The sequence below is a fragment of the Sorangium aterium genome (genome assembly GCF_028368935.1).
GTDB lineage: Bacteria > Myxococcota_A > Polyangia > Polyangiales > Polyangiaceae > Sorangium > Sorangium atrum.
In genome coordinates this window covers 63,153-76,256 of the sequence record NZ_JAQNDK010000004.1, presented here as the reverse complement: position 1 = coordinate 76,256, position 13,104 = coordinate 63,153, and the positions used below count along the sequence as shown (strand labels likewise).

The 13,104-nt window shown below is 72.3% G+C and carries 9 protein-coding genes; 5 read left to right on the top strand and 4 right to left on the bottom strand.

The features are described 5' to 3' along the window. Positions 1 to 20 precede the first annotated feature (20 nt). The 3 genes from POL72_RS31650 (at position 21) to POL72_RS31640 (ending at position 4,305) form a co-directional block, all read left to right on the top strand. The gene (locus POL72_RS31650) at positions 21 to 1,436 is read left to right on the top strand and encodes a PQQ-dependent sugar dehydrogenase (protein WP_272100152.1); all 1,416 of its coding nucleotides are present in this window, start codon (positions 21 to 23) and stop codon (positions 1,434 to 1,436) included. 89 nt (positions 1,437 to 1,525) lie between these two features. After that, on the top strand, positions 1,526 to 3,376 hold the full coding sequence (locus POL72_RS31645) for an MYXO-CTERM sorting domain-containing protein (protein WP_272100150.1): 1,851 nt from the start codon (positions 1,526 to 1,528) through the stop codon (positions 3,374 to 3,376). 167 nt (positions 3,377 to 3,543) lie between these two features. Beyond that, positions 3,544 to 4,305 (top strand): YdcF family protein, encoded by a 762-nt coding sequence (locus POL72_RS31640; RefSeq protein WP_272100149.1) that lies wholly within the window; start codon positions 3,544 to 3,546, stop codon positions 4,303 to 4,305. An 18-nt stretch (positions 4,306 to 4,323) separates the two neighbouring features. Here the strand turns inward: POL72_RS31640 and POL72_RS31635 are convergent, their stop codons facing one another. The 3 genes from POL72_RS31635 to POL72_RS31625 form a co-directional block, all read right to left on the bottom strand. Then, positions 4,324 to 5,448 carry a glycosyltransferase family 2 protein gene (locus POL72_RS31635; protein ID WP_272100147.1) on the bottom strand — a complete coding sequence of 375 codons (1,125 nt, stop codon included), beginning with the start codon at positions 5,446 to 5,448 and terminating at the stop codon, positions 4,324 to 4,326. 240 nt (positions 5,449 to 5,688) lie between these two features. Beyond that, on the bottom strand, positions 5,689 to 8,073 hold the full coding sequence (locus POL72_RS31630) for a peptidylprolyl isomerase (protein WP_272100145.1): 2,385 nt from the start codon (positions 8,071 to 8,073) through the stop codon (positions 5,689 to 5,691). 2 nt (positions 8,074 to 8,075) lie between these two features. Continuing rightward, positions 8,076 to 8,621: a YdcF family protein gene (locus POL72_RS31625; RefSeq protein ID WP_272100143.1), complete on the bottom strand. Its 546-nt coding sequence runs from the start codon at positions 8,619 to 8,621 to the stop codon at positions 8,076 to 8,078. 450 nt (positions 8,622 to 9,071) lie between these two features. Here POL72_RS31625 and POL72_RS31620 point away from each other — a divergent pair, with 450 nt between their 5' ends. Further along, the gene (locus POL72_RS31620) at positions 9,072 to 9,905 is read left to right on the top strand and encodes an MBL fold metallo-hydrolase (RefSeq protein WP_061621449.1); all 834 of its coding nucleotides are present in this window, start codon (positions 9,072 to 9,074) and stop codon (positions 9,903 to 9,905) included. An 87-nt stretch (positions 9,906 to 9,992) separates the two neighbouring features. On the opposite strand, the gene POL72_RS31615 is transcribed toward POL72_RS31620, so the two are convergent. Then, entirely contained in the window at positions 9,993 to 10,820 is an 828-nt protein-coding gene (locus POL72_RS31615; protein ID WP_272100138.1) for a sigma-70 family RNA polymerase sigma factor, read from the bottom strand. Positions 10,821 to 11,200: 380 nt separating this feature from the next. On the opposite strand from POL72_RS31615, the gene POL72_RS31610 reads away from it, so the two are divergent. Next, the gene (locus POL72_RS31610; RefSeq protein ID WP_272100136.1) at positions 11,201 to 13,084 is read left to right on the top strand and encodes a S41 family peptidase; all 1,884 of its coding nucleotides are present in this window, start codon (positions 11,201 to 11,203) and stop codon (positions 13,082 to 13,084) included. The last annotated feature ends 20 nt before the right edge of the window (positions 13,085 to 13,104 follow it).

Genomic DNA, 13,104 nt, shown 5'->3' with positions numbered 1-13,104 from the left:
AGCGTTTCCGTTTGTCTTTCATGCCCATCGCAGCCGCCGTCGTCGGGATCGGCTTCATGCTGAATGGCTGCGGCGGCAGCGACTCGGGAGCAGGAGGCGGCGGCGGGGGAGGCTCCGGTCCCGGTACGACGGGCACCGGCGGCGGCAGCACCTCGGCGGGCACTCCGACGAGCAGCGGAACCAGCTCGGGCACCAACTCGACCAGCTCGGGCGCCAACTCGACCAGCTCGGGCGCCAACTCGACCAGCTCGGGCACCGACCCGACCAGCGGAGCGGGAGCCGGCCCAGCGAGCGGAACCGGCGTGGGAGGGAGCGGGACGATCGAGTGCGACGAGCCGGGCGGGACCGTACCGCCGCTCCGCCTCACCGAAGTAGCACGCGGCCTGAATCAGCCCTTGTTCGTGACGAGCGAGCCCGAAGATCCCAGCCGGCTCTACGTCGTGCAGCAGGGCGGAACCATCCGCCTCATCAACGGAGGGGAGCTGCAGAGCGCTCCGTTCCTCGACATCACCGCGGACGTCCAGGGTAGTGAGTACGATGAGGACGAGCGAGGGCTCCTCGGACTCGCGTTCCACCCGCAGTATGCGAGCAACGGAAGGTTCTTCGTTTACTACAATACAAGGTCACGAACGCTGGTCCTCCGGGAGTACAAGCGTTCAGCGAGCAATCCGGATCGAGCCGACCCGCAGGCGACCGAGCTCTTCTCGATACCGGTGCTGCGAGGCAACCACAATGGCGGGATGCTCGCGTTCGGCCCCGATGGGATGCTCTATATCGGCGTGGGAGACGGCGGCGGGGATACCTCCGACCCGGACCCGAACAACAACGGGCAAAACATCGAGGTGAAATACGCCAAGATACTTCGCGTAGACGTCGAGAATCACCCGACGGCGCCGGCTGGGAATGTCCGCGGCGGAGACCCGTACGTGTGGGACTACGGACTGCGCAACCCGTGGCGGTTCAGCTTCGACCGCTGCAGAGGCGATCTCTACATCGGGGATGTCGGTGGGCGCCTCTTCGAGGAGATCAACATCGAGCCGCGCGGACAGGGCAACAAGAACTACGGATGGAGCGTCACCGAGGGGGGTACGTGCCTCAAGGACGACGAGGCGACCAGCTGCGACTCGCCGACGATCACACGGCCCGTCGTGGCATATGACCACGACAGCGGCGATGGCTCAGTGACAGGCGGCTATGTCTATCGTGGGAGCAGGATCCCGGCGCTTCGTGGGAAGTACCTGTTCGGCGACTTTGAAACGGACCGGGTCTGGATGCTCACCTGGAAGGACGGCGTCGCCACGCCGAGGAGCTCGCTCAGCCAGGACCTCGCCTCTGAGAGCACCATCCAGGGCCTGGCTTCGTTCGGCGAGGACGCTGCCGGCGAGCTGTACATCGTCTCCTATGGAGGCAGCATCTTCCGGATCGATCCGGAATAGATTGGCACGTGGTCCGCAGGGACCAGCGCGGCCGTCCGTCGTTGGTCCCTATTTTCCGAAGAGCAGCTTACCAGATCTGGATTCGAGCCATGCAGAAGACGCGGAGACTGGCGGTAGGTTGGGCGCTCGCGCTCGGGTTGCTGAGCCACGAAGCAGCAGCTGGAATCGATGACCTCCAGGGCACGGGCCCCGACGAGATGCCACAGCCAAACAACCTGGGCACCGCTGAGCGCTGCGCCGGCTGCCATCGAGCAGAGATCGAGGAGCACCGGGATTACATGCCCACCGACACGTGGGCAGGCACCATGATGGCCAACGCATGGCGCGACCCCGTCTTCAAGGCCGCTCTTGCGATTGCCAACCAGGACGCGCCGGGGGTCGGGACCTTCTGCCTGCGATGCCACTCCCCCATCGGGTTCCTGAACGGGAGGGCGACGCCCCCGGACGGCTCTGGATTCGACCCCGAGGCGTCGGTCGACGGCAAGATCATCGACGGCCAGGGGGTCAGCTGCAGCGCTTGTCATCGCGCGCTGACGACGCCAGGCGCTGACGACGCGTACATCATCGGCAATGCTCAGCTCGTGTTCGACGTCACGCCCGCGGTCGCCGGATTCACGGCCACGCCCATGGTGTCTGGCCCCTATGAGGACGTCGTCTCTGAATCTCACACTGGAGAGAGGACGCCCGAGCTCGCCGAATCCGCGTTTTGTGGCCAATGCCATCAGGTCACCAATCCGGAGATCAAGCTGAAGGACGCGGACGGAAGCGATACCAACATCGAGTTTCCGCTCGACACGACCTACGAGGAGTGGGCTTCCAGCGACTTCCGCAATGGCGGATCGAGCGCTCAAAGCTGCGTCGATTGTCATATGCAGAGGAGGACCGGCGAGGTGCCTGTCGGCGATCGCGGACCGATTCGAACCGATCCGCGCACGCACATCCTCGTCGGCGGCAACCACTGGGGCATCCAGGCCGTCATGGCGGCCGACCCGGCGCGCGCCGCGGACTACGCCGACTCCTTCCAGCTCGCGCTCGACAGTACGCTCAAGAGCCTCGCCTCGGCCGCCTCGGTCACGCTCGTCGAGGCCCCGCAGGAGGCAGCGCCCGGAGAGGAGATCGCCGTCACCGTCCGGGTCGAGAACCTCGCCGGTCACAAGTTCCCGACAGGCTACGCGGAGAGCCGGCGCGCCTGGATCGCCGTGTTCCTCGTCGACGAGAACGGCGTCGAACGGCCGCTGCTCGGCGGCTACGACGCCGAGACCGGGGAGATCCAGCACGAGCCGCCCACGCACGAGTACCGGGCCGTGCACGGGAAGTGGAACAGCGATGCGGGCGTGGGCGAGAAGGAGGAGCACCTCGCGCGCCACGACATGATCATCTCCGACACGCGCATCCCGCCGAAGGGCTTCGTCCCGTCGCGGACCACCCAGCCGACCCAGGAGGTCGACTTCACCGATGGGAACGGCGGATACCGCAACTACGACGAGGCGCGCTTCACGCTCACCGTCCCGGCCGACGCCTTCGGCAGACAGACGCTCTCGGCGCGCGTGTACTACCAGTCGATGACGAAGGAGTACATCGAGTTCCTGCAGTCCGCGAACAGCACGGACGAGACGGGAGACGATCTCCTGGCCATCTACGAGGAGACCGGCGAGGCGCCGCCCATCCTCGTCGCGGCCGATGACGCGGAAGCGCCGCTCGATCTGGGAGAGCCGCCCGTCAACGCCAGCAGCGGCAACGGCGCCGGCGGAAGCGACAGCAGCGGCAACGGCGCCGGCGGCGACAGCTCGACCGGCGGCAACGTGGGCCGCTCCGGCGACGACGGCGGCTGCGGCTGCAGGATGCCCGGCAACGCCCCGAACGGGTGGCTCCCCGCGGGCCTCGCGGGGCTCGCCCTCGCGGCCGCAGCCAGGCGCCGGCGCACACACCGGCGGCATTGAACCTCGCTCCACCACGAGCCGCCGCGAGCACGCATCGCCTCGGGGCGGGCGATCCCCGATCGATTCCGTCCCGCCGTTCACCTGGAGACGGCCCCTTTTTCGCTCGCATCACCTCCCCGGCGCCTGCATAGATCGAGCGTACCCGGCGCCTCACGGCGAGCATCGCCTTGCCCATCTCCCGCCTCGTCGATCCCCTCCTCGTGCTCCTCGTCGCCGCCGGCGTCGGCCTCGCGCTCTCCGGCAGCGACTGGAGCTTCCGAACACGCGGGGCGAAGATCGGGCGGGCGCTCGCGTGGAGCGCTTGGCTCGCGCTGTGGCTCCTCTCCACGCCCTGGCTCTCCAGCACGCTCGCGGGCCGGATCAGCACGGTGCCGAGGGACCTGCACGCGGAGCTCGCCGGAAGCTCACCCGAGCGGCGGGTCCTCGTCATCCTCACCGCCGGCATCGACGCCGACGAGTTCGGCGAGCCGCCCATGGAACGGCAGTCGGCGGAGGGCCTCGAGCGCGGCCTCGCCGCCGTGCGCGTCTACCGCGAGTACGGCTTCGGCCACATCATCGTCTCGGGGAAGGACCTCAGGAGCGCGCCCACCGAGCTCGCCAGCGCCATGGCCGATCTGCTCGCGGAGCTCGGCGTTCCCAGGAAGAAGATCATCCTGGAGACCGAGTCGCGCGATACCCGAGAGAACGCCCTCCACTCCACGCGGATCGCCCGCGGCCTGTCGGCCGACGCCGTCGTGGTCGTGACAAGCGCGCTCCACATGCCGCGCGCCATCCGCATGTTCGAGCGCGCTGGGCTCGACGTCCTCCCCGCGCCGGTCAGGTTCCAGTCGCGGCCGCCCGACGGGCTAGAGCAGCTTCTCCCTGAGTCGCTCTCCCTCAGGCGGTCGCATCGCGCCGTTCATGAGCTCGTGGGCCTGCTGGAGCCGTAACCCCGGCGCGCCCCCGCGCTACCAGGTGACCTTCTGCGAGCCGCGGAGGTATCGCCAGAGGCCGACCACCGCCGCCGCGTTCAGGACCACGAACGTCCGCGCGAGCGCGCCGAGCTTGCCCGCAGCGCCCCCGAGCGCCGCGAGCAGGTAGAAGGCCACCTGCCCGCCGAACAGCGCGCGCGCCGCGTAGAGCGTCCACGAGGCGTCGCCGCTCATCTCGGCGCCCGTCCACGCGACCGTCGACGTGATCAGCAGCGCGGCGAGCGCCCAGGGGCACACGAGGCGGAGCAGCTTGTGCGAGAAGATCTCGAACCAGGACGGGTTCCTGAACGGGACGAGGAGCGCCGGGAGCAGCGAAAAGAGCTGATAATTGCCGGCCAGCGTGCGCACCTTGCGGCCGAACTCGCGCTCGTCGCCGAACGCGTCGTCGTACGCGATCGCGTCGGGTGCAAACAGGATCGAGCGCCCCTCGAGGCGGAGCCGCATCGGCACCCACATGTCGTCGAGGATGACGCCCTCCGGGAGCTGGCTCATGTCGGCGCGGCGGATCGCATAGATGGGACCGGTCACGCCCACCATGCTCCTGAACCGACCCTCCTGGAGGCGAATCCAGTTCTCGTAACGCCAGTAAGCCCCCGACCCTGCCGACCCCTTCAGCACCAGGTTGCCAGAGACGCAGCCCGCGTTCGGATCGGCCAGGAGCCGCACGAGCGCGCGCAGCGCCCCGGGCACGAGCGGCTGGCGGATGTCCGTCATCAACAGCACCTCGCCCGTCGCGACCTCGAGCATCTTGTTCACGCCGATCGGCTTGCCACGGCGCGCCTCGCTGACGATCACCTTCACCCGAGGATCGCGCTCGGCCAGCTGTCGCGCCACGAGCACTGTGTCGTCCGTGGAGCCGTCCGAGAAGAGCAGGACCTCCAGCTTGTCCTTCGGATAGTCGAGCGCGAGGAGGCTCTCGACCTTCGCCGGGAGATACGACGACGCATTGAAGACGGGAATGCACGCCGTCACCGTGGGGACGTAGTGCGGATCCTCCTTCCGCTGCGCAGGCCAGAGGCGCGCCAGGATGCCGATAACGATCGGGTACCCGAAGTAGGTGTACACGAGCACCGCGACGGCCAGAAAGGAGGCAATGACCACGCTAAACTGTAGAGCGCCGGTCGGGGGCGGTTGTCAACCGACATGGATGGGCCACGCCGCGACACGGCCGTTCACGTTTGCACGCGCACGCGCGTCACGCTCCGCACACGAGCGATGCGTGGCGCATGTCGCACACTCCTTGAAGCGCGCCGCGTGAGGCGCGTCGTGCGCCGCGCGCACGCCGCAGGCGCCGCGCGCCCAAGGTCGTCACAGGACGCGCGCGCAACGCGCCGACCGCGATCAGTCCCGCACCTTCACGCTCCGGATGACGTCCCCATCCGCGAGCGCAGCCCACGGCCCGGCGGCGACGCCGACGGCCGCGTACTGGCCGTCGAGGTGCGGCGCGCGCGCGTGCATCACGAAGAGCTGGCTCGATCCGGTGTCGCGGCCGGCGAGCGCGACGCCGACCCGGAGCGGCTCGAACGCGACCGGCGACGTCTCGCAGCGAAGCGCCGGCCTGCCGGGCGGACCTCCGGCGCCGTCGCCGAACGGCGCGCCGAACTGGGTGACGAAGCCGGGCACCACGCGGTGGACGATCTTGCCGTCGTAATAGCCGGAGCGCGCGAGGTCGACGAAGCGGGTCACCGCGACCGGCGCGAGCGCAGGGTCGAGCGTCATCGTGAGCTCGCCGGCGTCCGTGTCGAAGATCAGCGCCGCGGGCGCGCGCACGAGCGCGGAGGCCTCGGCCGGCACCTCGCCGACCGGCGGCGCGACGGCCGGCCGCCCCGCCCCGCCCGCGTCCCCCGGCAGACCGGCGTCGCACGCGATCTTGCGGCCCCTGAGCACGCCGAGCGCCGTTCCGGCGCGCGCCCGCGTCGTGGGGTGGCTCGATCGGCAGAGCTGCTCCAGGCGAGCCTCCGCCGGCTTGAGCGCCAGCGCCCCGACCGCGTCGACGACCGCGCCGATCAGCTCCGGATCGTCGCGCGCGCCCGGGCGGTCGAGGATCGAGAGCAGCGCGCCCTCGATCGCCGGCGACGTCACCGCAGCGGGAGCGTCCTTCTCGTCGCTCCGCTTCCTGCGCTTGCGCTTCCCCTGCCCCGGCGCCTCCGACGCGCGCTGCGGCTGCCGCGCGATGACCTCCGCCGCGGCGGCGACGAGGCCCGGCTCCTCCGCGGCGAGCGCCTTCGCGAGCAGGTCGGGCGCGCCGGCGATCTCTTCATGCGCGGCGATGAGCTCGATCGCGGCCTCCCGCGCGCGCAGCTCGCCCGACGCGGCGTACGCGCGGAACGCGGCGAGCCGCGCGCCCGTGATGGCGTCGCGGCCGATCACCTCGACGACCGCCCGGGCGCCGATCGAGCCGCGCACCGGCGCGCCTGCGTCCGGCTTGCTCCCCGGCTCCGCCGGCGCCGTGACGTCACAGCCGAGGAGCAGCGGATCGCGGTAGTCCCCGCCCGCGAGGAGCCTGGCGGCGCCGCAGCGGAGCCACGCGACGCGGCGGAGGATCGCCGCGGGCGCGCTCGGCGGCGGCGGGAGGGCGGCGAGATCGCGGAGCGCCTTGCGCGCGGCGCCCGCAGATCCGAGCGCGTCGAGCGCGGTGAGCAGCACGCCGAAGTCCTCGCTCACGAGGCCCGTGAGCGCGATCGGGTCCGCGCTCGGGGCGAGCGCGGCGACCGCGTCGGCGAGGGCGCGCTGGCCCGGCGGGCCGAGCCGCTTGAGGGCGCGCGCGGCCTCGGCGCGCTCGCTCGCGGTGAACACGCCCTTCGCGGAGAGCACGCGCGCGAGCTCGGAGGCGGCCGCCTCCCCTGCCCGGCCGAGCGCGCGCACCGCGAAGAGCCGCGCATCGGAGGCCTCCGCGAGCCGCGCGGTCGCGACGTCGCGGATGCGGGGGATGACCGTGAGCGGGACGTGCTCGAGCCGCCCGATCGGGTAGAGCGCCTCGGGGACCGGCGGGCTCGCCGCGCTCCCCGAGGCGAGGTTGAGCAGCGCGACGAGCGTCTCCTCGCGCAGCTTGAGCTTGATCGCGGCGAGATCGCCGAGCGCGTACGCTGCGTGGATCGCGCGCTCGCGCGGGCCGTCGAGCCACGCGACCAGCGTCGGCTCCGACGCCTCCGCGCCGCACCGCCCGATGGCGCGGGCGATCGCGCCGCCCGCGTCGAGCAGCGGCGCCGCCGCGGGCGCGCCGCCGCTCGACGCCGCCGCGGGCGCGCCGCCGCTCGACGCCGCCGCGGGCGCAGCGGCGCTCGACGCGCCCGCGGGGCTCGGGCGGGCATCGCGGGCGAGGGCGCGCGCGACGAGCGCCGAGACCGTCTCGGCCTCGCGCTCCTTGCACGAGAACCCGAGGCCGTAGGCGGCCCACGCGACGATCTCGTCGTCCTCGTCGGCGAGGGCCCGCGCGAGCCCAGGCCACGCCGCTTCTCCGCCGATGCGCGCGAGGGCCCGCGCGGCGGCGCGCCGCACGCCGACGTCGCGGCTCTGCTGGTCCGCGGGGCTCACCTCCAGGGCGGCGCGGCGCTGCTCGGCCGCGAGGAGGGCGCCCCGCCGCTCCGCCGCCCCGGCGCTGGCGGCCGGCGCCGCCGCGGAGCTCCCCGCGTCGGGCGCGGCGCCCGGCGCCGGCTGCCCGGTGCAGGCGGAGAGGGAGAGGAGCAGCGCGAGGACGAGGAGAGGAGAGGAGCGCCTTCTCGGCATGATCACGGTTCACCCTGACGAGCGGTGTCGAGCAGCCAGGCGGCGCTCTCGCTGAGGATCCGCCTGCGGCGCATCGCGCGCGCGTCGAGCCACATCGAGATCACCTCGTGACCGCGCTGCCACGCGCGCGCAACTGCCGGCTCGCCCACGCGCGACGCCGGCAGCCCGCAAGCGTCGATCCCGACGTCGTGGAAGTTCTGGAGAGCCCTGGCCATGTGCCAGGAGCAGGTGACGATCGCCGCGCGCCGCGCGCCCACGCGGCGCAGGAGGGCCGCGCTGAAGATCGCGTTCTCGTGCGTCGTCAGCGACCAGAGATCCTGCAGAATCGCGTGCGCCGGGACGCCGGCGCGCCGCAGCTCGGCGGAGAGCACGCGCGCCTCGATCTGCGCGCCCCAGCGGCGCCCGCCGCTGGCGATCACCCACGGCGCGACGCCGTCGCGGTAGGCCTCTGCGGCGCGCGCCGCGCGGCGCGCGCCGGGGGCCGCTGGGCGTCCCGACGGAAACACCCTGCAGCCGAGGACGACGATGGCGTCCGCGTGGAGCGGCATGCGACCGACCATAGCCCATCGGCCGCGGCCTTCGCGTGCCCGCTGCGCTCGATCGTCCTGCCCTCCCGCCGCCGTCCGCGGGCCGTGCCGCTGCCATGCCTGCGCCGCCCTCGGGCCGACCTGGGACCGCCCCCTGCGCCCCCGCCCCGCCGCCACCGCCTCTGCCCCGCCGCCCCCGCCTCGCCTCTGCCCTGCCGCCACCGCCTCTTCCCCGCCGCCCGCGCCTCCGCCCAGCCGCCGCGCGCTCCCGCCCTCCAGAGGCGGGAGCGGCCTGCCGCCGGGCCGCGACCTATCCTCTGACTACATTGGCGCCTTGGCCCTGCTCCCCCGGCCAGGTCTCCACGTCTGCGACCTTCCTTGCTCCCGGTGCACCAGGCGGCTTGACGCTGCCCGCGCTCGGAATCTAATAGCTCTACCTTGAAACGGGCGGGGTTCAGCGAGCGAGGCAGGATGCGGATCAAGATGTGGGGGGTTCGCGGAAGCATCCCCACGCCCGGTGCAGGCACGGTCGAAGTTGGCGGCAACACGAGCTGCTATGAGATCCGTGCCGGTGAAACGCTGGTCATCCTCGATGGCGGGACGGGGCTCCGTCTCCTCGGCCAGGATCTGGTCAAGGAGATGCCCTTCGAAGCCTGGATGTTCTTCAGTCATGTGCACTGGGATCACATCCAGGGCTTCCCGTTCTTCACGCCGGCGTTCGTGCGCGGGAACAAGATCCATCTCTACGGTGGCCTCAACGTCTCCCGGACGCTCGAGGAGACGCTGGCCGGGCAGATGGACTACCCGAGCTTCCCGGTGCACCTCACGGAGATGGGCGCGGCGATGACCTTCCGCGACCTCTACGAGGGCGAGGTGGTCACGATCGGCCCGAACGACGATGTTCGCGTGACCAACGCGCGCGGCAACCACCCGAACGGCGTCTACGCGTACCGCGTCGAGCACGAGGGCAAGGTCGTCGTGTACATCACCGACTCCGAGCACTACGCGATCGTGGATCCGAAGCTGAAGAAGCTCGCGATGGGCGCCGACGTGCTGATCTTCGACGCGATGTACACGCCCGAGGAGTACGCGGGCGAGGTGGGCGGCGGCCCGAAGACGGGCTGGGGTCACGCCACGTTCGTCGCGGGCTGCGAGCTCGCGAAGGCGGCGGGCGCCAAGCAGCTCGTCCTGCACCACCACGACCCCAACCAGACCGACGCGATGGTGCGCGAGAAGGAGATGCGCGCCCGCGAGCTCTTCCCGAACACCATCGCCGCGCGCGAAGGCACGGTCATCGAGATCTAGGGCGCCGCCTCCGGCTCGAGGCGGCAAGGAGCAGTGCGCGGCCAGATGCGGCGCTGGAGCGCGCCGCGTCTCGCTGCCACAGGCGCCTCAGGCGCTCTTGGCCATCGGCTCGCGGGTGATCTCTTCGATGCGCGCGCGCATCCGCTTCTTCGCGCGCTCCTCGATCTGCCGCACGCGCTCCTTGCTGACGCCGAAGTCGGCGCCGAGCTGCTCGAGCGTCACGGGGCTGTCCGTCAGCCAGCGCTGGTTCATGATGGAGCGCTCGCGGGGCGACAGCTCGTTCACGACCTGGAGCAGCGCGCGCGAGAGCTGCGCGCGCTCGTCGGCGGCGCAGGCCTCCTCCTCCGGCGTGTGCCCGCTCGACGCGAGCCGCTCCACCGGAGCTATGCCGTCCTCGGTCGGAGAGCGCTCCAGGCTGACGTCGCGCGCCATGAGCAGCGGCAGCAGCTCGGCCGCCCGCTCCTCCGACAGGCCGCTCAGCTCCGCGAGCACCGCCGGGTCCTTCTCGTGCGTCTTGCGGTAGATGCGCAGCGCGCGCCGCTCGCTCTTCGACGACCCGAGGCGCACGATCCGGTACCCCCGCGCCACGTGCTCGCGGATCTCCGCCCGGATCCAGTAGGCCGCGTAGGTCGCCAGGCGGCAGCCGCGGTCCGGATCGAAGCGCTCCGCGGCCTTCAGGAGGCCGATGTTCCCCTCCTGCACGATGTCCTCCATCGGCAGCCCCCAGCGGCGGTACTCGAGAGCGATCGTCATCACGAAGGGCAGGCACGCCTCGATGAGGCGCCGGCCAGCGTCCCGGTCACCTGCTCGCCAGCGGAGCGCGAGCTCCCGCTCGGCGTCCGGGCTCAGGGTGGCGTAGTTCGCGAGCTCTGTACGATAAGCCGAGAATGCCGCACGATCCCAGGTGGCGCTCATGATCTCTCCGCTCTCCACCGCGCGCGCCGATCAAGGAGGGCTTGCGAGCCCCTGCGAGCCGGCGGGCGGCACCGGGGCAGATGCAGGCGTGATGCCGGGATAAACCCTAGGAAATCGCCTTTTTTTGCGCTGGAATGCGCAACGTGTTCGGATCCACCGACGGAAGCGAAAGCTTTGCGGGAAAGCGGAGGAGCACGGATGCGCAGCGCTGAGCCCAGATCCACGGCGCACGAGCGGCGAACGAGGCGGACGAGGTGCGCGCAGTGTCCCCAGGCCGCGGGCGACGGCGCCGCCCGCGCGGCGCGCGCGCTCGCTCTCCGCGCGCACGCGGCCGCGGTCGCCCCTGCCCCCGCGCGCCGCATCGTGATATCCGGGGAGCAGTGAGGACGCGCGTCGCGGGCTCCGTCGCGTGCATCGCCGCAAGCCTGGCGACGCTCGCCCTGCTGTCGCGCGAGGCGGAGATCCCCCTCGCGAGGGCGCGGCGCGGGCTCGCGCAGCCCTTGCTCCACACCGTCGCGCCGGACGACGAGGAGATCGACGGCGTCGGATGTGACCCGAACGCCCTCGACCGCGGCATGGCGGTGCCGAGCGGAGCGCCGACGTCGCTCGACTGCGAGCAGGCCCGCGCCATCGTCGCCCAGGCCCGCACCACGCTGGCCGCTCCGCCGCTCCGCGTCGATCCCGCAAAGTTTGCCGAAGCGACCTCCGACTGGCTGGATCCGCACGGGCTGTGGTCGGTCGCCCCCGACGCGCCCGTGGGCGCCTCGCTGCGGCGGGAGGCCGCCGCGCTCCTGGACGAGCTGCAGGCGCCCGTTGGCAGCGGGCCGTGCGCGGCGGCGCTGCGCGTCGGCCAGGAGCTCGCCCGGTGGTCGCGCGAGCTCGATAGGCTCTTCGACGAGGGCTACAGGCGCGGCCTGGCCAGCCCGCCCGCGACCCACGCCGCGGCGTGGGAGCTGGTCTCGTCGGCGCCGTTCGAGGACGGCGAGGTGACGCGCAGCGCCCGGGACCTCGCGCGCAAGCTCGGCCGGGAGGTCGGCGGGCTGCGCGCGCACCTCGGGGAGCCGCTCGCCCGGTACGCCGACGCCGTGCGCGAGCGCGCGGCGCCCTCGATGAGCGAGGACGGCTGGGCGCGCACGGTGATCGCCGCCGCGGTCCGCGCCTACGTGCCCCAGCTGGACGCGCACGGCGCCTGGGCGCCGCTCGAGGAGGAGGTCTCCATCTACGATCTCGACCTCGAGGCGCACCCGCCGGCCCGGCTCTGGCAGGAGATGACGCGCACCGCGATCGGGGTGCGCATCGACCGCGGCGCGCTCGCGCCGCTCGAGGACGGAGACGTTGTGATCCGGATCCAGGATCTGCCGATCTCCGGCATGAGCGTCGAGCAGGCCGAGCAGCTCGCCGTGCTGTCCGACGTGCACCCCGGGACGACCGCCCGCGTGGCGCTGCTGCGGCGCGGGGCCGCGGCGCCGCTCGAGCTGACCGTGGCGCCGCACCCGGTCGGACCCCAGCCGCCCGAGGCGGCGCCCTCCGAGCTGCCGCTCGATCTTGTGCGCTACGGGGACGGCAAGGTCGCGGTGATCGCCATCCCCGACGTGCCCGACGACCTCGGGGATCGGGTCGCGGCGGCGCTCCTCCGCGCGCGCGCGCAGGGCGACACGCGGGGCGTGATGCTGGACGTGCGCGCCAACGGCGGCGGCTCGACCGACGGCGCGATCGCCGCGCTGGCGCTGTTCCTGCCGGGTGTACCGCTGTTCCCGATGCGGCGCCGCGACGGCGGCGTCGAGGTGGAGCGCTCGCCCGACGTCCCGGAGGAGCGCGGGTGGAGCGGGCCGCTCGCGGTGCTCGTCGACGGCGACTCCGCGAGCGCGGCGGAGATGATCGCCGGCGCGATCGGCAGCTACCGGCGCGGCGTGATCATCGGCGATCGGACGTACGGCAAGGGGTGCGCTCAGGAGTACCTCGACGACGACGCCCACGTCGGCGTGCTGCGGCTCACGACGCTCCTCTACGCGCTCCCCGACGGCGCGCCGGTGCAGAAGGTGGGCATCGTGCCGCAGGTGCAGCTCTCGCTGCCGGCGACGAGCGAGCGCGAGGCGCGCGTGGACCGGGCGCTAGGCCCGTGGCGAGGCCCCGACGTGCGCGATCTGCACCGCGTGCGCGACGTGCCCTGGCCGGCGCACGCCGGGCGGATAGGGCCCTGCCGCGACGAGACGGTCTGCCGCGCGCTGCGGTCGCTCGGCGCGGTGCCCGCGGCAGCGCGCTGAAGCGCGTGCGCTGACGCGCG

Bases quoted from the DNA above. Each gene is read 5' to 3' on its own strand.
- POL72_RS31650 (WP_272100152.1), top strand. From the start codon at position 21: ATGCCCATCGCAGCCGCCGTCGTCGGGATCGGCTTCATGCTGAATGGC.
- POL72_RS31645 (WP_272100150.1), top strand. From the start codon at position 1,526: ATGCAGAAGACGCGGAGACTGGCGGTAGGTTGGGCGCTCGCGCTCGGG.
- POL72_RS31630 (WP_272100145.1), bottom strand. From the start codon at position 8,073: ATGCCGAGAAGGCGCTCCTCTCCTCTCCTCGTCCTCGCGCTGCTCCTC.
- POL72_RS31625 (WP_272100143.1), bottom strand. From the start codon at position 8,621: ATGCCGCTCCACGCGGACGCCATCGTCGTCCTCGGCTGCAGGGTGTTT.
- POL72_RS31620 (WP_061621449.1), top strand. From the start codon at position 9,072: ATGCGGATCAAGATGTGGGGGGTTCGCGGAAGCATCCCCACGCCCGGT.
- POL72_RS31615 (WP_272100138.1), bottom strand. From the start codon at position 10,820: ATGAGCGCCACCTGGGATCGTGCGGCATTCTCGGCTTATCGTACAGAG.